The sequence below is a fragment of the Streptomyces sp. SM11 genome, from assembly GCF_002910905.1.
In the GTDB taxonomy this organism is placed as follows: Bacteria; Actinomycetota; Actinomycetes; order Streptomycetales; family Streptomycetaceae; genus Streptomyces.
In genome coordinates this window covers 19,734-35,974 of the sequence record NZ_NEUE01000078.1, presented here as the reverse complement: position 1 = coordinate 35,974, position 16,241 = coordinate 19,734, and the positions used below count along the sequence as shown (strand labels likewise).

Annotated in this window: 15 protein-coding genes; 8 read left to right on the top strand and 7 right to left on the bottom strand. The window is 70.8% G+C overall.

What is annotated here, in order from left to right; all coding sequences use genetic code 11:
• The first annotated feature begins 187 nt into the window (after positions 1-187).
• Positions 188-1,330, top strand: coding sequence for an NADH-quinone oxidoreductase subunit D (locus B9S58_RS04885; protein WP_103530895.1), 1,143 nt, complete (start codon positions 188-190; stop codon positions 1,328-1,330).
• A gap of 34 nt (positions 1,331-1,364) precedes the next feature.
• Here the strand turns inward: B9S58_RS04885 and B9S58_RS04880 are convergent, their stop codons facing one another.
• The 4 genes from B9S58_RS04880 to B9S58_RS04865 form a co-directional block, all read right to left on the bottom strand.
• Positions 1,365-2,471, bottom strand: a complete 1,107-nt coding sequence (locus tag B9S58_RS04880) for a hypothetical protein (protein WP_103530894.1) — start codon at positions 2,469-2,471, stop codon at positions 1,365-1,367.
• Positions 2,472-2,601: 130 nt separating this feature from the next.
• Positions 2,602-3,573, bottom strand: a complete 972-nt coding sequence (locus B9S58_RS04875; RefSeq protein ID WP_103530893.1) for an ABC transporter substrate-binding protein — start codon at positions 3,571-3,573, stop codon at positions 2,602-2,604.
• Between the two features lie 67 nt (positions 3,574-3,640).
• The gene (locus tag B9S58_RS04870) at positions 3,641-4,315 is read right to left on the bottom strand and encodes an ABC transporter permease (protein WP_103530892.1); all 675 of its coding nucleotides are present in this window, start codon (positions 4,313-4,315) and stop codon (positions 3,641-3,643) included.
• 3 nt (positions 4,316-4,318) lie between these two features.
• Entirely contained in the window at positions 4,319-5,056 is a 738-nt protein-coding gene (locus B9S58_RS04865) for an ABC transporter permease (RefSeq protein ID WP_103530891.1), read from the bottom strand.
• A gap of 152 nt (positions 5,057-5,208) precedes the next feature.
• On the opposite strand from B9S58_RS04865, the gene B9S58_RS04860 reads away from it, so the two are divergent.
• Complete coding sequence (locus B9S58_RS04860; protein ID WP_103530890.1) at positions 5,209-6,432, top strand: ABC transporter ATP-binding protein; 1,224 nt, start codon at positions 5,209-5,211, stop codon at positions 6,430-6,432.
• 11 nt (positions 6,433-6,443) lie between these two features.
• On the opposite strand, the gene B9S58_RS04855 is transcribed toward B9S58_RS04860, so the two are convergent.
• Complete coding sequence (locus B9S58_RS04855) at positions 6,444-7,565, bottom strand: esterase family protein (RefSeq protein WP_103530889.1); 1,122 nt, start codon at positions 7,563-7,565, stop codon at positions 6,444-6,446.
• Positions 7,566-7,725: 160 nt separating this feature from the next.
• Between B9S58_RS04855 and B9S58_RS04850 the strand changes: the two genes are divergently transcribed.
• From B9S58_RS04850 to B9S58_RS04825, 6 genes are all read left to right on the top strand, one after another.
• Positions 7,726-9,555: a phosphatidylglycerol lysyltransferase domain-containing protein gene (locus B9S58_RS04850; protein WP_103530888.1), complete on the top strand. Its 1,830-nt coding sequence runs from the start codon at positions 7,726-7,728 to the stop codon at positions 9,553-9,555.
• A 104-nt stretch (positions 9,556-9,659) separates the two neighbouring features.
• Positions 9,660-10,460: a dihydropteroate synthase gene (gene folP / locus B9S58_RS04845; RefSeq protein ID WP_103530887.1), complete on the top strand. Its 801-nt coding sequence runs from the start codon at positions 9,660-9,662 to the stop codon at positions 10,458-10,460.
• Positions 10,457-10,930 carry a nuclear transport factor 2 family protein gene (locus B9S58_RS04840; protein ID WP_103530886.1) on the top strand — a complete coding sequence of 158 codons (474 nt, stop codon included), beginning with the start codon at positions 10,457-10,459 and terminating at the stop codon, positions 10,928-10,930. Before folP ends, B9S58_RS04840 begins: the two co-directional genes overlap by 4 nt.
• Before the next feature lie 190 nt (positions 10,931-11,120).
• A complete protein-coding gene (gene folB / locus B9S58_RS04835) occupies positions 11,121-11,480 on the top strand; it encodes a dihydroneopterin aldolase (protein ID WP_103530885.1) in 360 nt (119 codons plus the stop codon).
• Entirely contained in the window at positions 11,477-12,088 is a 612-nt protein-coding gene (folK, locus tag B9S58_RS04830) for a 2-amino-4-hydroxy-6-hydroxymethyldihydropteridine diphosphokinase (protein WP_103530884.1), read from the top strand. Before folB ends, folK begins: the two co-directional genes overlap by 4 nt.
• Positions 12,089-12,162: 74 nt before the next feature.
• Positions 12,163-12,651: a DUF3180 domain-containing protein gene (locus B9S58_RS04825; RefSeq protein WP_103530883.1), complete on the top strand. Its 489-nt coding sequence runs from the start codon at positions 12,163-12,165 to the stop codon at positions 12,649-12,651.
• A gap of 586 nt (positions 12,652-13,237) precedes the next feature.
• On the opposite strand, the gene folE is transcribed toward B9S58_RS04825, so the two are convergent.
• Both folE and ftsH read right to left on the bottom strand, forming a co-directional pair.
• Positions 13,238-13,843 carry a GTP cyclohydrolase I FolE gene (gene folE, locus B9S58_RS04815; RefSeq protein WP_018514307.1) on the bottom strand — a complete coding sequence of 202 codons (606 nt, stop codon included), beginning with the start codon at positions 13,841-13,843 and terminating at the stop codon, positions 13,238-13,240.
• 163 nt (positions 13,844-14,006) lie between these two features.
• A complete protein-coding gene (gene ftsH, locus B9S58_RS04810; RefSeq protein WP_103530882.1) occupies positions 14,007-16,064 on the bottom strand; it encodes an ATP-dependent zinc metalloprotease FtsH in 2,058 nt (685 codons plus the stop codon).
• Positions 16,065-16,241 lie beyond the last annotated feature (177 nt).

Genomic DNA, 16,241 nt, shown 5'->3' with positions numbered 1-16,241 from the left:
GCCGCTGAGCCTGGCAGCCACCGATCCGGCGGGCTACGTGCGGGCGCTGGCGGCCGCGGGCGAGGCGGCGGAGCTGACCGCCCGCGGCGGCCTCGGCGACTTCGGCTGGCTGCTGCACCGGGTGGGCCCGGAACGCGGTCGGTGACGAGGTGCCGCCCGGTGAACGGCGCAGGGAATACTGTCCCGCATGACGGAGACGACGATCGGCATCGGCGGAGCGGCGGAGAGCACCGACATGGTGCTGAACATCGGTCCCCAGCACCCCTCGACGCACGGTGTCCTCCGGCTGCGGATCGTGCTGGACGGCGAGCGCGTCCAGCACGCGGAGCCGGTCATCGGCTATATGCACCGGGGCGCGGAGAAGCTCTTCGAGGCGCGCGACTACCGGCAGATCGTCATGCTCGCCAACCGCCACGACTGGCTCTCCGCCTTCTCGAACGAGCTGGGCGTCGTGATGGCCGTCGAGCGGATGCTCGGCATGGAGGTCCCCGAGCGCGCCGTGTGGACGCGGACGCTGCTCGCCGAGCTGAACCGGGTCCTCAACCACCTGATGTTTCTCGGCTCCTACCCCCTCGAACTCGGCGGCATCACTCCGGTGTTCCACGCCTTCCGGGAACGCGAGGAGCTCCAGGCGGTGATGGAGGAGGTCTCCGGCGGGCGGATGCACTACATGTTCAACCGGGTCGGCGGACTCAAGGAGGACGTCCCGGCGGGCTGGGCCGGCCGGGTCCGCGACGCCGTCGCCTCCGTCCGCTCCCGGATGGACGTGTACGAGAACCTCGTCCTCGGCAACGAGATCTTCCGGGGCCGTACGCGCGACGTGGGCGTGCTGTCCGCGGAGGCCGTGCACGCGTACGGGGTGTCGGGGCCGATCGCCCGCGCCTCGGGCGTCGACTTCGACCTGCGGCGCGACGAGCCGTATCTCGCGTACGGGGAGCTCCAGGACACCCTGAAGGTCGTCACCCGGACCGAGGGCGACTGCCTGGCCCGCTTCGAGTGCCTGCTGGAGCAGACCCTGGGCGCCCTGGACCTGGCCGACGCCTGCCTGGACCGGATGGCGCACCTGGCGCCGGGGCCGATCAACCAGCGGCTGCCCAAGGTGCTCAAGGCGCCGGAGGGCCACACCTACGCGTGGACGGAGAACCCGCTCGGCGTCAACGGCTACTACCTGGTGTCCAAGGGCGAGAAGACGCCCTACCGGCTGAAGCTGCGCTCCGCCTCGTTCAACAACATCCAGGCACTGACCGAGCTGCTGCCGGGCACCCTGGTCGCCGACATGGTGGCGATCCTGGGCTCACTGTTCTTCGTCGTCGGCGACATCGACAAGTAGCGGGCAGCGCCACGCAGCGGGCGGGGGCCGTCTCTCAGGAGACCGCGCCGCGCAGTCGGGCCACGTCGATCTGCTCGGTCTCGTCGTGCGCGGTGAGGTCGATGACCTTGCCGACGGCCTGGTTCTGCAGGGCTCCCGTGCGGTGGGCGGCGAGCGCCTCCTCGCCGACGACGTCCGCGAGGTCCTCGTTCTGCACGGACTCGATCGCGGCTTCCGCCTTCTGGGCGTTCTGGGTGCCGAAGTAGTCGAAGTTGCCCTGGGAGGCCAGGGGGCGGCGCGCGGCGTACGGGACGACGGCCGAGGCGGCCGGGATCGCGCGCGGCACGCGCACCGGCGCGATGGGGGCCGGGGCCTTCGCACCCGGGAGGGCCGGGGTCTCCGGGGCCGGGGTGTTCGCGTTCCGAGTGTCCGGGGCCGGGGCGGGCGGGTTGGTCGTGGGGCGGCGGTGCTGGTGGTCCAGGTGCTCGCCCGCCCCGGTGGCCGCCGCGTGCTTCCCCTTCGGGTCCTCCGCCTCCGCGTCCCGGTGCCGGTCGTCGACGGCCGACTGGCGCCGCCGGACCGTCTCCACCGTCCGGCGGGTCTCCTGGAGCGCCGCGTTGCGCGTGAGGTTCACCAGGGCCTCGTCCGCGCGGCGGTACGACTCCGGCGTCGGTGTGGACCTCGCGGGCAGCAGCTCCTTCGGAGCCGCGGCCTCGATGGCGAGCTGTCTGCGGCCCTCCAGCGCACTGGCCCGCTCGGTCTCGGCGTTGGCGTAGCGGCGCAGCAGTCCGGCGTGCTCCCCGCGCAGCCCCGCGAGCTCCACCCGCTTGCGGCGGAGCTTGGTCTCCAGGCGGGTGCGCAGCTCGCGCGACTCCTCCAGATCCTGCTCCAGCTCGGCTATCCGCTCCTCGGCCCGCCACGCGTCACCGGCGCGGGCCCGCGTCAGCTCGGCGACCCGCAGCCCCGCCGCCCGGTCCCAGCTGCGCATCAGATACGCGCCGGTGACGGCGGCGGCCGCGACGGCGGCCACCAGGCCGCGCAGGACCAGGGGTTCGGCCAGCAGCCAGGCGCCGGCGGCACCGACGACCGACACTCCCGCCACCGCGGAAGGCGGCAGGATTTTGTGGAGGGGCGGCGAATGGCGGTGGCGTCCACGTGGCATGGCCTGAAATTTACCGTGTGTGCGCGCCTCTTGGGGGGCCGCCCGGCAATCTGTTCCCCGCCGGTTACCTCGCGGCCCCCAAAAGTCCTTCATGGGCCCGCCATCCGCCCCTTTACCCCTTGATCAGGATCTACTTCTTGATCAGGCCCTTCAACTCCAGATACTCCTTGGCCACGTCGGCCGGCTTGGCGCGCTCGGCGTCGACCTTCCGGTTCAGCTCGGCGAGATCTTCCGTGGTGAGCGCGGCCGTGATCTTGCCGAGGGCGTCGGCGACCTCCGGCGTGCCCGCGTCCTTGGTATTCAGAACGGGAAGAACGTTGTCCGCGTTCTGGAGCTTCTTGTCGTCCTCCAGGAACACCAGCCCGTCCAGCACCGCGTCCGTGGTGGTCGTCAGGACCAGCTGGACCTTGCCGTCACGGACCGCCTGCTTGGACTGCGGGGTGCCGACGCCCTTGGGTTCGACACCCGTGACGTCGATGCCGTACGTGTCCTTCAGACCGGGTGCGCAGAACGGCCGCACCTCGCACTCGTCGCCCGCCGCGATCCTGACCTTGAGCTTCGACTTCCCGAGATCGGTAAGGGTCGTGAGGCTGTTCTTCTCGGCGAATTCCTTCGAGACCGCGAAGGCGTTCTGGTCGACGGCCTTCCCCGCCGGGAGGACCGTGAGGCCCAGCGGTTCGGCGAGCCGCCTCAGGGCGGTGACCGTGGCTTCGATGTCCGCGGAGGCCACCGGATCGGTCCGGACACTGGCGGCCCCGTTGACCTTGGCGTTGAGGAATTCGGCGATCGTGGCCGCGTACTCCGGTACGACGTCGATCTCGCCCTTCTCCAGCGACGGCTCGTACAGCTCACGGTTCTTCACCGTGGTGATCGAGGTGCGGTATCCGGCGTCGCCCAGGACCTGCGCGTACAGCTGGGCGAGCACCTTGGACTCGGTGAACGAGGCCGAGCCGACGACCAGGGAGCCCTTCTTGCCGTCGCCCGCCGAGGAGCCGGAGCCGCTCTTCTCCTTCTCCAGGCTGTCGCCGCCGCAGGCCGCGAGCGACCCGGCCAGCGCCAGCATGCCGATGACCGCTCCGGCCATCCGCGAGGTCCTGCTCATGTGTTGTTCTCCGTCCGAACAGAAGAAAAGTAACCAGAGGAAAAGTGACCGGCACCACGATGTGCGCTCACGCGGTCCGCCGGCGGCGCAGCGGGGACAGCAGCCGGTCCAGGCCCACCAGCACCCCTTCCACCAGCAGGGCGAGACCGGCGACCAGGACGGCGCCCGCGAAGACCTGGGCGGTGTCGTAGGTGTTGAACCCGGCGGTGATGATCCGGCCGAGACCGCCGAGGCCGACCATCGCGGCGATCGACGCGGTGGCCACGACCTGGACGGCGGCGGACCGCAGCCCGGTCATGATCATCGGGTGGGCGAGCGGCAGCTCGACCCGGACGAAGAGCTGACCGCCCGACATCCCCATGCCGCGCGCGGCCTCCACCACGGCCCGGTCCACCTCCCGCATCCCGACGTAGGCGTTGGTCAGCAGCGGCGGCACCGCGAACAGCACCAGCGCGATGATCGTGGGCCAGTACCCCGAATTGCGCAGGGGCGTGACCATGAACAGGGCCAGCACCGCGAAGACCGGGACGGCCCGCCCCACGTTGGAGATGTTGACCGCGAGCGTGCCCCCCTTGCCGATGTGCCCCAGATACAGAGCGAGCGGCAGGGCTATCGCACAGGCCACCGCGAGGGCGACCCCGCTCACGTACAGATGCTCGCCGAGCCGCTGCGCGGCCCCGCCGTCCCCCGACCAGTTGGCCCCGGTGGTCAGCCAGGTCCAGGCATCGCCGATGACTCCCACGGGTCAGCCCGCCTCCACCTTCGCCACAGCGGGCGGTCCCGCGTCCGTCTTCGCCGCGGCGGGCCGCCCCGCCGCGGATATCCGGGTCCAGGGCGTCAGCAGCCGCTGGAGGCCGAGCAACAGCAGGTCCGCCGCCACCGCGAGCAGCACGCACAGCACCGAGGCGGTGAGCACCTGGGCCTTGAAGAAACTGGGCAGCGCGTCCTCGATGAGATTGCCGAGGCCGCCCTTGCCGACGAGCGAGCCGACCGTGGTCAGCGCGACCGTCGACACGGTGGCTATCCGCAGCCCCGCCATCACCGCGGGCAGCGCCAGCGGGAGCTCCACCTCCCACAGCAGCCGCGCCGGTCCGTACCCCATGCCGCGGGCGGCTTCCCTGGCCTCCTGCGGCACCGCTTCGAGCCCCGCCAGGATGTTGCGTACGAGGATGGTCAGCGAATAGAGCACCAGGCCCGTGACGACGAGCGCGGCCGACAGCCCGAACAGGGGCAGCAGCAGTGAGAACATCGCCAGTGAGGGCACGGTGTAGAGCACGGTCGTCAGCCCGAGCACCGGCCCGGCGAACCGCCTGCCCCGGCGGGCGAGCAACGCCAGCGGAAGGGCGACCGCGAGCCCGATCAGCACCGAGACCACGGTGATCCCGATGTGCTGGACGGTCGCGTCGGTCAACTCCTGGCTGCGGGAGCGGAGATACTCCCCGCAGATCCAGTCGTTCGTCACCAGGCAGCTCTGCTCGGCCATCCGCCCCCACCTCCTGCTTTCCCTCGTCGCCCCGGATCACCCCCGGATCGAACTGATGACTGACGAGCCTATCCTCGACCACTGACAATCGCGGAGGCTGTCGCATTCCGGCAACATGCCCTTCACGGAACGCCCACCACCATGGGGAACTCATGATCCGTTTCGAGCACGTCACCAAGCGGTACGCCGACGGCACCACCGCCGTCGACGACCTTTCCTTCGAGGTCGCCGAGGGTGAACTGGTCACGCTCGTCGGACCTTCCGGTTGCGGCAAGACGACCACCATGAAGATGGTGAACCGGCTGATCGAACCGACCGAGGGCGGGATATTCCTCGACGGGGACGACATATCCACCATCGATCCCGTCCAGCTCCGCCGCCGAATCGGCTATGTGATCCAGCAGGTGGGCCTCTTCCCGCACAGGACCGTGCTGGAGAACACCGCGACCGTTCCCCATCTGCTGGGCTGGAAGCGCGGAAAGGGACGCGAACGCGCCGCCGAACTCCTCGACCTCGTCGGACTCGACCCCTCCGTTCATGGTGACCGCTATCCGGAGCAGCTTTCCGGCGGCCAGCGCCAACGCGTGGGCGTGGCACGCGCGTTGGCCGCCGATCCGCCCGTTCTCCTGATGGACGAGCCTTTCGGGGCGGTCGATCCGGTCGTCCGTGAACACCTTCAGAACGAATTCCTGAAACTCCAGGCCCAGGTCCGTAAGACCGTGCTGTTCGTCACGCACGACATCGAGGAGGCCGTCCGCCTCGGCGACCGGATCGCCGTCTACGGGCAGGGCCGCATCGAGCAGTTCGACTCCCCCGCCACCGTGCTCGGAGCCCCCGCGACCCCGTACGTGGCCGACTTCGTCGGCGCGGACCGCGGGCTCAAGCGGCTCTCGGTGACGCCCATCGAGGAGAGCGACCTCGACCAGCCGCCGGTCGTCCACCTCGACGACCCGCTGGCCACGGCCACCGAACGGCTCAGGTCCGAGGGCGCGCGCTGGGCGGTCGTCCTGGACGGGCGGGACAACCTCCACGGCTGGATCCCCGCCGACGCGACAGCCGATGCCAAGGACACCGCCAACGGGAGAACCGCCGCCGCCCGAGGCGCCACCAGGGGCACCGTCCGCGAACACGCCCGCCGGATGGAGGCCTGGCTCCCGCTCGGCGCACCCCTCAAGCAGGCCTTCGCCACCATGCTCCAGCACGACGCGGGCTGGATCGCGGTCATCGACAAGGAGAGCGAGGGCCGGTTCCTCGGCGTGCTGACCCCTGCCCGGCTGCACGAGGCCCTGCGCCGTTCGATCGACGCGGACGCCCAGGACGTACCGCGCGCGGAGGTCGCCGTGGAGACGGTGGCGACGATCGCCACCACCGCCTAGGCGACCGGGGCTCAGTCCTCGCTGAGCCGGGCGCTCAGCCACTCCAGGGCCGGCGGGATCTCCCGCCGCCAGGTCGTGAAGTTGTGCCCGCCGCTGTCGAGCACGATGGACGACACCTTCGCGGGCGCCTTCACCTTCTCGATGAACCTCATCGTGCTCCGGAGGTTTCCCTCGCCCTGCCGGGACGTCGTCACCAGGAACGAACCGCCGGACGGCGGCCGGTTCTCCAGGGTCCACATCAGGTCGGCGCGGTTGCGCAGCTCCTGGTCCCCGTGGAAGAGGTCGCCCGTCGTGGGGTCCTCGGCGGCCTTGTAGTACGCGGAGAGCCCGGCGCTCGCCGCGTACCGGTCCGGGTGGTGCATCCCGATCTTCAGCGCGCAGTAGCCGCCGGTCGAATTGCCGATGATGCCCCAGTTGCGGGCCTTCTTCCCGACCCGGTAGGACTCCGCGATCGCCTCCGGGAGGTCCTTAGCGAAGAACGTCTCGGTCCGCGGGCCCTTCGGGACGTCCACGCACTCGGTGTCCCGGGGCGGCGCGACCGTCGGCCGCAGCATCACCAGGATCATCGGCCGGGCCCTGCCCGCCTTCACCCGCTCGTGCGCGGTCTGCGGGTAGCGCAGCCCCTTCAGCAGGTTCTCCGCCGTGCCCGGGTAGCCGGTGAGCACCACGGCCGCCGGAAACTTCCGCCCGGCGTACGCCGCCCGGAAGTACTCCGGCGGCAGATAGACGTACGCCGGTGCCTCGATGCCCGAGGTCCGCCCCGCGACGACCACCTTGTCGATCCGCCCGCCGACCGCCGGGACCCGGCCTCCCGGCACGTCCGGGTGCTGGGTGCCGACCCGCGCCATGTGCCGCGAGCCGGACCCGTTCCCCGCATGGTCGGTGACCACACCGAGCTCCTGCCGGCGGCCGAAGAGATCGGCCCAGGAACCGTAGAAGAGGAAGGCGTTGTTGGCCGCCAGGCCCACCGCGGCGAACAGCGTCAGCTGGGTCGCCAGCAGCAGCCCGACCCGGCCCGACACCGCGGCGGCACCGGGCCGGGCCAGGCGCGGCCAGAACCGGACCGTGGCGGCGAACAGCGCGACGGCCAGCACCGCCACGACGGCGAGAACTGCTGTGCTGGTGAGACCCATGAGTGAGCTTTCTCTGCGAAACCGTACAAGGGCCGGGAGCGGGAAATTTCCGGAATGTGGGTGAACCCTCGCTCCGCAACCCACGTCCTAGAGGGCGCACATCGTCCGTGGGGCCCCGGCCGGCGGACTCAACGAATCTCTCGCGAAGCCACGGGAAACGATGTCTGTCACGCTAGATGGGGATAATTCGGTGTCGGTTCCGCGGCGCGTCCGCCGGTTGTTCCACGGGCCGCGCCCCGAATCCGTACCGACGCTGGTCGGTACCGCCTGCACCGCCGTCGGGCTGATCGACATCGCCGCCGGGGTCTTCCCCCGCTTCCGGCACAGCCGGATGCACACCGTCGCCGAAGTGCTCCCCGGCGCGCTCGGCCCGTTCGCCGCCGCGCTCTCGCTGAGCGCGGGCATGCTCCTGCTGCTGCTCGCACACGGGCTGAAGCGGCGCAAACGGCGGGCCTGGCGGGCGGCGGTGGCCCTGCTGCCCGCGGGGGCCGTGGCCCAGTTCGCGTACCGCCACTCGATCGTCGGGGTGCTCGTCTCGCTGACGCTCTGCTGGCTGCTGCTGCGCCACCGGGACCAGTTCCGGGCGCTGCCCGACCCCCGCAGCCGCTGGCGCGCCCTCGCCAACTTCGTGCTGCTGGGGGCCGGTTCGCTGGGGCTCGGACTGATCATCGTCAGTGTCCACCCCGGCCGGGTCGTCGGCGCCCCGTCCATCGCCGACCGCCTCCAGCACGTGCTGTACGGCCTGTTCGGCGTCGAGGGGCCCGTCGACTACGCCGGGCGGACCAGCTGGACGGTCTCGTACTCGCTGGGCGCGCTCGGCCTGCTGACCGCCGTCACCACCATCTACCTCGCCTTCCGCCCCGAGCACCCGGCCGCCCGGCTCACCGAGGACGACGAGAGCCGGCTGCGGGCCCTGCTGGAGCGGCACGGCGGCCGGGACTCGCTCGGCCACTTCGCGCTCCGCCGCGACAAGGGGGTCGTCTTCTCCCCCAGCGGCAAGGCGGCCATCTGCTACCGGGTCGTCTCCGGGGTGATGCTGGCCGGCGGCGACCCGATCGGGGACGTGGAGGCCTGGCCGGGCGCGATCGAGCGGTTCATGGACGAGGCGCAGGCGCACTCCTGGACCCCCGCCGTCATGGGCTGCAGCGAGACCGGCGGCCAGGTCTGGACCCGCGAGACCGGCCTCACCGCCCTGGAGCTGGGCGACGAGGCGGTGGTGGACGTAGCGGATTTCTCCCTCGCCGGGCGCGCCATGCGGAACGTGCGCCAGATGGTCAAGCGCATCGAGCGGGGCGGCTACGAGACCCGGGTCCGGCGGGTACGTGACATCGGCGACACCGAACTGGACCGGATCCGCCGTGCCGCCGCCGACTGGCGCGGCACCGACACCGAACGCGGCTTCTCCATGGCGCTGGGCCGGATCGGCGACCCGGCCGACGGCGACTGTGTGATCGCCACCGCCCACCTGCCCGGCTCCGGTACGGAGGACTCCCCGGGCGGCGACCTGAAGGCGGTCCTCCACTTCGTTCCCTGGGGGCGCGACGGGATGTCCCTGGAGCTGATGCGCCGCGACCGCTCGGCCGACCCCGGCATGAACGAGCTGCTGATCGTCGCCGCCCTCCAGGCCGCCGGGAAGCTCGGCGTCGCCCGGGTCTCGCTGAACTTCGCGATGTTCCGCTCCGCACTGGCCCGCGGCGAGCGGCTCGGCGCGGGGCCGGTGCTGCGCTGCTGGCGGGGGCTGCTGATCTTCCTCTCGCGCTGGTTCCAGATCGAGTCGCTGTACAAGTTCAACGCCAAGTTCAAGCCCCGCTGGGAGCCCCGCTTCGTGGTCTTCCGCACCAGCCGCGACCTGCCCCGCATCGGGATCGCGGCGATGCGGGCGGAGGGCTTCGTGAACTTCTCGCCGCCCCGCCCGTTCCGCTCGCGGGGCCCGCGCCCGTGCGGCCACGCTCCGCGCACGCCGTCGGAGCACAAGGTGAGCGCGGCGTGAGCGCGGCGCACCGGGTCCACAGCAGGTCCTAGTCTGGTCGTATGAGTACGTCACGCACGCGGGGCACGGTCCAAGGACTGCCGGAGTGGGACCGCTGTGCGGTCATGGGGGTCGTCAACGTGACGCCCGACTCCTTCTCCGACGGCGGCCGCTGGTTCGACACCACTGCCGCGGTCAAGCACGGTCTGCACCTGGTCTCCGAGGGCGCGGACCTGGTGGACGTGGGCGGTGAGTCGACCCGCCCGGGCGCCAGCCGGGTGGACGAGGCCGAGGAGCTGCGCCGGGTCGTCCCGGTCGTGCGGGGGCTGGCCTCCGAGGGCGTCACCGTCTCCGTGGACACCATGCGGGCCCACGTCGCCGAGCAGGCCGTCGCCGCCGGGGCCGCCCTGGTCAACGACGTCAGCGGTGGCCTCGCCGACCCGGGCATGATCCCGGCCGTCGCCGCCGCCGGGGTCCCGTTCGTCGTGATGCACTGGCGCGGCTTCAGCGAGTCGATGAACAGCCGCGCGGTGTACGAGGACGTGGTCGCCGAAGTCCTCGACGAACTGCGGCGGCGAATGGACGCGGTGATCGCGGGCGGGGTCGCACCGGAGCGCATCGTGCTCGACCCCGGCCTCGGCTTCGCGAAGGACGCCGCCCACGACCTGTCGCTCGTCGCGCACCTGGCCGACCTGCACGCGCTGGGCCGCCCGCTGCTGGTGGCGGCCTCCCGCAAACGCTTCCTCGGACACGTCCTGGCCGGTCCGGGCTCGGCCCCGCCGCCACCCGCCCGCGAACGCGACGCGGCGACCGCGGCCGTATCCGCGCTGTCCTCGGCGGCCGGCGCCTGGGCGGTCCGGGTCCACGAGGTACGGGCCACCGCCGACGCGGTCCGCGTCGCCCGCGCGATCGAGGGAGCCGCGTGAACGAGGAACACGCACAGGCCGCCGCCGACATCGCGGAGGTCAAGGCGGCCAACACCGCCTTCTACGAGGCGCTGGAACGCGGCGACCACGACGCGCTCTCCGGCAGCTGGCTGCCGGGCGAGGACCTCACCGTCTCCTGCGTCCACCCCGGCTGGCCGGTGCTCACGGGCCGGGGCGAGGTGCTGCGCAGTTACGCACTGATCATGGCGAACACCGAGTACATCCAGTTCTTCCTGACCGACGTCAACGTCTCGATGACCGGCGACACCGCTCTGGTGACCTGCACCGAGAACATCCTCAGCGGCGGCCCCGCCGAGGAGGGCAACGCGCTGGGACCGCTCGTGGGCCAGCTGGTCGTCGCCACGAACGTGTTCCGGCGCACCGCCGACGGCTGGAAGCTCTGGTCCCACCACGGGTCACCCGTCCTGACGGAATCCGATGAGGACGACGACGAGGAAACACCCTCCTGAGTGGGTACGGGACCGGTAGGGATTGGAACCGGTGCCCACCGGGTAGGGGCGGCTACCAGCCAGGTGAGGCGCTGTCCATGGCCCCCACGGGCGAGCACGGCCGGTGCTCGCAGGTAGATTCGAAAGAAGGCACCTCGCCGCCCGCACGCGGCCGGGTGCCTCTCGACCAACGACAGCAGGAGTGATTCGCGTGGATCGTGTCGCGCTGCGCGGCCTCAAGGCCCGTGGGCACCACGGTGTCTTCCCCCGGGAGCGGGAAGAGGGCCAGACCTTCATCGTCGACCTGGTGCTCGGCCTCGACACCCGCCCCGCGGCAGCCACCGACGACCTGGCCCGCACCGTGCACTACGGCGTGGTGGCCGAGGAGGTCGTCGACGTGGTGACCGGCGAACCGGTCGATCTGATCGAGACGCTCGCCGAGCGCATCGCCCAGCAGTGCCTGAAGCACGAAGGCGTCGAGGAGGTCGAGGTGGTGGTGCACAAGCCGGACGCGCCGATCACCGTCCCCTTCGACGACGTGACCATCACCATCACCCGGAGCCGATCATGACTGCGTTTTCCACCGAAGGGCAGAGCGACCCGACCGTACAGCCGGTTCCGACCGCCGTCGTCCGGCAGGTGGACGCCGCGGACGTCACGCTCTCCAACCCCAAGATGGCCGTGATCTCCCTCGGCTCCAACCTGGGCAACCGCCTGGAGACCCTGCAGGGGGCCGTCGACGCCCTGGAGGACACCCCGGGCCTGAGGGTCAAGGCCGTCTCCCCGGTGTACGAGACGGAGCCCTGGGGCGTCGAGGCGAACTCCCAGCCCTCGTACTTCAACGCGGTCATCCTCGTGAAGACGACGCTGCCCCCCGCCTCCCTGCTGGAGCGCGGCCAGGCCGTCGAGGAGGCCTTCGACCGGGTCCGCGAGGAGCGCTGGGGCCCGCGCACCATCGACGTCGACATCGTGGCGTACGCCGACGTCCTCTCCGACGACCCGGTGCTCACACTCCCGCACCCGCGCGCCCACGAGCGGGCCTTCGTCCTCGCCCCCTGGCACGACGTGGACCCCGAGGCCCAGCTGCCCGGAGCCGGGCCGGTGGCCCAGCTGCTCGCCGAGATCGGCCGCGACAGCGTCCTGCCCCGCGCCGATCTGGAACTGCGCCTGCCGGAGTAATCGTTAGGCTCGGCGGACGGTGGTCCGGCGCACGGCCGGACCGGGCACAGGCGGCGCGAAGGGCGGCTCACTCGGTGAAGCAACTACGGCTCGGGGTACTGGCGGGCCTCTTCGCCGCCGCCGGTGTCCTCTCCTGGGGCGGAGCCCGCCTCTGGGACTCCCTCGGCACCCTGCCGAGCGTCCCGCTGGCCGCGTCGATCGTGCTCGCCGCGATCGCGGCGATCCTCCTCGCGACCGCCCTCTCCACCCGCGCCCGCCTCCGCGCCCAGCGCGAACGCCGCCCCGGCGCCAAGGGCGTGGAGCCCCTGTTCGCGGCCCGCGCGGTCGTCTTCGGCCAGGCGAGCGCCCTGGTCGCCGCGCTGGTCGCCGGAGTGTACGGCGGAACCGGCGTCTTCCTCCTGAGCTACCTCGACATCCCGCCCCGCCGCGACCAGGCCATCTACGCGGGCGCGGCGGTGGTGGCCGGCATCGCGGTCATCGCGGCCGCGCTCTTCCTGGAGCGCGTCTGCCGCCTCCCGGAGGACGGCAACGACCACGACGGCACGGGGGCGGCGGCCGCGTAGGGCGATCGCCCGGCCCGTGTCACACCGCCTCGCGGACCAGGTGTCCGTTGACCAGGAACGTGGGATACGGCTGAGGGCGGTATCCGTGCAGAGTGAACGGCTTGCCGGGCGCGGTGCGGGGGCGCACGGACCGTACCGTCACCCAGCCCGATTCCACCGGATCGGCATCGTGATGCTCCGGGCGGAAGGTGCCACGGGCCGCCCAGCGGTCCACCACGGTCAGATGCGACGCCAGGCCCTTCCTGGCGGGAGTGAACCGCGCCCCGATGCGTCGCCTCCTCGGCGCGGGTCCAGCCGTCCGGTGTGGCCGGCGGGAGATCCGCGGCCACCGTGAAGGCCGCGTGGCTCGTGACGACCTCTACGGCCGATCGCACCTCGACCGCCGTCACGTCCGTGACCGTGGTCTGCGCCGCACGGAATCCGTCCAGCGTCCACAGCCTGGTGCCGACGGTTGTATCCCGGGCCCGGAGGCGCCCCCCACCACATTCACGGTCTGCTACTCAGTAACGCGTATCCCATGCGACGCTCCTCGGCCTGCTCACCATCACAGGCCGAGGAGCGTATCGGGCAGGACTGACAAAGCGGGCTAGCGCGCCAGTATCAGGCTCATGGCCTCCGCCCGGGTCGAGGCGTCACGCAGCTGACCGCGTACGGCGGATGTCGTGGTCTTCGCCCCGGGCTTGCGGATGCCTCGGACGGACATGCACATGTGCTCCGCCTCGATCACCACGATCGCGCCGCGCGCTTCCAGGATCCGCATGAGCGAGTCCGCCACCTGCGTGGTGAGACGTTCCTGCACCTGAGGCCTGCGGGCGAAGACGTCCACCAGGCGGGCCAGCTTCGACAGGCCGGTGATCTTCCCCGTGTCGGCCGGGATGTAGCCGACGTGCGCGACGCCGTGGAAGGGCAGGAGGTGGTGTTCGCAGAGCGACATGATCTCGATGTCCTTCACCAGGACCATCTCGTCGTGCCCGAGGTCGAAGGTCGTGGTGAGCACGTCCTCGGGCTCCTGGCGCAGGCCGGCCAGAATCTCCTTGTACGCCCGTGCCACCCGCCCCGGTGTCTCCCGCAGGCCCTCGCGGTCCGGGTCCTCCCCGACGGCGATCAGCAGTTCGCGTACGGCCGCCTCGGCCCGCTTCTCGTCGAATTCGCCGATCGAACCCTGGCCGTCCAGCGTCACCGGGTCGGTCATCTGTGCCTCGTTCCTCTGAGCTGTCCGTGCGCGGGTTCGCGCTCGGACCTCGCAGGCATACCGAAAAGCCGCGCCCCCACAGGCTAAAACCTGGGGGGCGCGGCATCCATTCCGGGACCGGGTCGGCCCCCGTGACGGGGGTCTCACCGGAGTCGGTCCGGGGCTAGCTCTCGGGACGCTCCTCGGGGATCGCCTCGGTGGACGGGGCGATGTCCTTCGTCAGGTCCGTCGGGGCGATCTCCGGCGGAGTGGCCGAACCGTTGGCGATCGATGCGCCGTTGGTGAGGGCCAGCTCCTTGGGAGAGAGCACCGGGGGCCGCGTCGACGGGGTGCGTCGGGCGGATCCGGTCCACGCCGGGCGGGCGGGGCGCCGGACGAGCGGGGCGAAGATCTCCGCGATCTCGTCCTTGCCCAGCGTCTCCTTCTCCAGGAGTTCGAGCACCAGGGCGTCGAGGATGTCACGGTTCTCGACGAGGATCTCCCACGCGTCGTTGTGGGCGGTCTCGATGAGCTTCTTGACCTCCTCGTCGACCAGTGCCGCGACCTCTTCCGAGTAGTCGCGCTGGTGGCCCATCTCACGGCCCAGGAAGGGCTCCGAGTTGTCGCCGCCGAACTTGATCGCGCCGAGCCGCTCCGTCATGCCGTACTGCGTGACCATCGCGCGGGCCGTTGCCGTGGCCTTCTCGATGTCGTTCGCGGCGCCGGTGGTCGGGTCGTGGAAGACCAGCTCCTCGGCCGCCCGCCCGCCCAGCATGTACGCAAGCTGGTCGAGCATCTCGTTGCGGGTCGTGGAGTACTTGTCCTCCTCCGGGAGCACCATCGTGTAACCGAGGGCGCGACCGCGGGAAAGGATAGTGATCTTGTGGACCGGGTCCGACTGCGGGGAGGCCGCCGCGACCAGGGCGTGTCCGCCCTCGTGGTACGCGGTGATCTTCTTTTCCTTCTCGGACATGATCCGGGTCCGCTTCTGCGGGCCCGCCACGACGCGGTCGATGGCCTCGTCGAGCATCTCGTTGTCGATGAGCTTCCTGTTGCTGCGCGCCGTCAGGAGCGCGGCCTCGTTGAGCACGTTCGACAGGTCGGCACCGGTGAAGCCGGGCGTGCGTCGGGCGACGGCGCCGAGGTCGACGCCCTCCGCCACGGGCTTGCCCTTCTGGTGCACCTTGAGGATCTCCAGGCGGCCCTGCATGTCCGGGCGGTCGACCGCGATCTGCCGGTCGAAGCGTCCCGGGCGCAGCAGCGCAGGGTCGAGGATGTCCGGGCGGTTCGTGGCGGCGATCAGGATGACGCCGCCCTTCACGTCGAACCCGTCCATCTCGACGAGCAGCTGGTTGAGCGTCTGCTCGCGCTCGTCGTGACCGCCACCCATGCCGGCGCCGCGGTGGCGGCCGACGGCGTCGATCTCGTCGACGAAGACGATCGCCGGGGCGTTCGCCTTGGCCTGCTCGAAGAGGTCGCGCACTCGGGAGGCGCCGACGCCGACGAACATCTCGACGAAGTCGGAACCGGAGATCGAGTAGAACGGCACGCCCGCTTCGCCGGCGACGGCGCGTGCGAGCAGCGTCTTGCCCGTACCGGGCGGCCCGTAGAGCAGGACGCCCTTGGGGATCTTGGCGCCGACGGCCTGGAACTTCGCCGGCTCCTGGAGGAACTCCTTGATCTCGTGGAGCTCCTCGACCGCCTCGTCGGATCCCGCCACATCGGAGAAGGTCGTCTTGGGGGTGTCCTTGGTGATCAGCTTGGCCTTGGACTTGCCGAACTGCATGACCTTGGAACCGCCGCCCTGCATCTGATTCATCAGAAACAGGAAGACGACCACAATGAGGACGAAGGGCAGCAGCGAGAGGAGGATCGAGACGAACGGGGACTGCTTCGACGGCGAGACGGTGTAACCCTTCTCGATGTCACCCGACTCGAACTTCTGCTGCAGCGTGTCGGCGAGCTCGACGCCCTGGTTGCCGATGTAGCTCGCCTGGAACTTGCTGCCGGACTCACCTTCGAGCTTCTGGCCGTCCTTCAGCTGGATCTTGAGGATTTGTTCGTCACCGGTGGTGAGGCTGGCCTCTTCCACCTGGTTCTTACTGATCGCCTGGATCACCTTGCTGGTGTCCACCGTCTTGTGGCCGCCCGACGAGCCGACGACCTGCATCAACACGACCACGGCGAGGACGGCCAGCACGATCCACATGACCGGCCCACGGAAGTATCGCTTCACGTCCATCCATACGGAGCGAAGACGCCCCGTCCCTCCTGCCCGTAGGTAAATGCTGCTGTTTGAAAAGACTGTTCTTCGGACGGTACCCCAGCATCGTCACCCGCGGCTGCCGGGTGCGGCGGAGAAACCTGCTTTCGAAGCTCCAACGGCCCGAAGGCAGCGAGGGTTCCCCAGCGGGTCGGC

Coding starts and splice junctions, on each gene's coding strand:
- B9S58_RS04885 (WP_103530895.1), top strand. CDS start 188: ATGACGGAGACGACGATCGGCATCGGCGGAGCGGCGGAGAGCACCGAC.
- B9S58_RS04880 (WP_103530894.1), bottom strand. CDS start 2,471: ATGCCACGTGGACGCCACCGCCATTCGCCGCCCCTCCACAAAATCCTG.
- B9S58_RS04875 (WP_103530893.1), bottom strand. CDS start 3,573: ATGAGCAGGACCTCGCGGATGGCCGGAGCGGTCATCGGCATGCTGGCG.
- B9S58_RS04865 (WP_103530891.1), bottom strand. CDS start 5,056: ATGGCCGAGCAGAGCTGCCTGGTGACGAACGACTGGATCTGCGGGGAG.
- B9S58_RS04860 (WP_103530890.1), top strand. CDS start 5,209: ATGATCCGTTTCGAGCACGTCACCAAGCGGTACGCCGACGGCACCACC.
- B9S58_RS04855 (WP_103530889.1), bottom strand. CDS start 7,565: ATGGGTCTCACCAGCACAGCAGTTCTCGCCGTCGTGGCGGTGCTGGCC.
- B9S58_RS04850 (WP_103530888.1), top strand. CDS start 7,726: ATGTCTGTCACGCTAGATGGGGATAATTCGGTGTCGGTTCCGCGGCGC.
- folP (WP_103530887.1), top strand. CDS start 9,660: ATGGGGGTCGTCAACGTGACGCCCGACTCCTTCTCCGACGGCGGCCGC.
- folK (WP_103530884.1), top strand. CDS start 11,477: ATGACTGCGTTTTCCACCGAAGGGCAGAGCGACCCGACCGTACAGCCG.
- folE (WP_018514307.1), bottom strand. CDS start 13,843: ATGACCGACCCGGTGACGCTGGACGGCCAGGGTTCGATCGGCGAATTC.
- ftsH (WP_103530882.1), bottom strand. CDS start 16,064: ATGGACGTGAAGCGATACTTCCGTGGGCCGGTCATGTGGATCGTGCTG.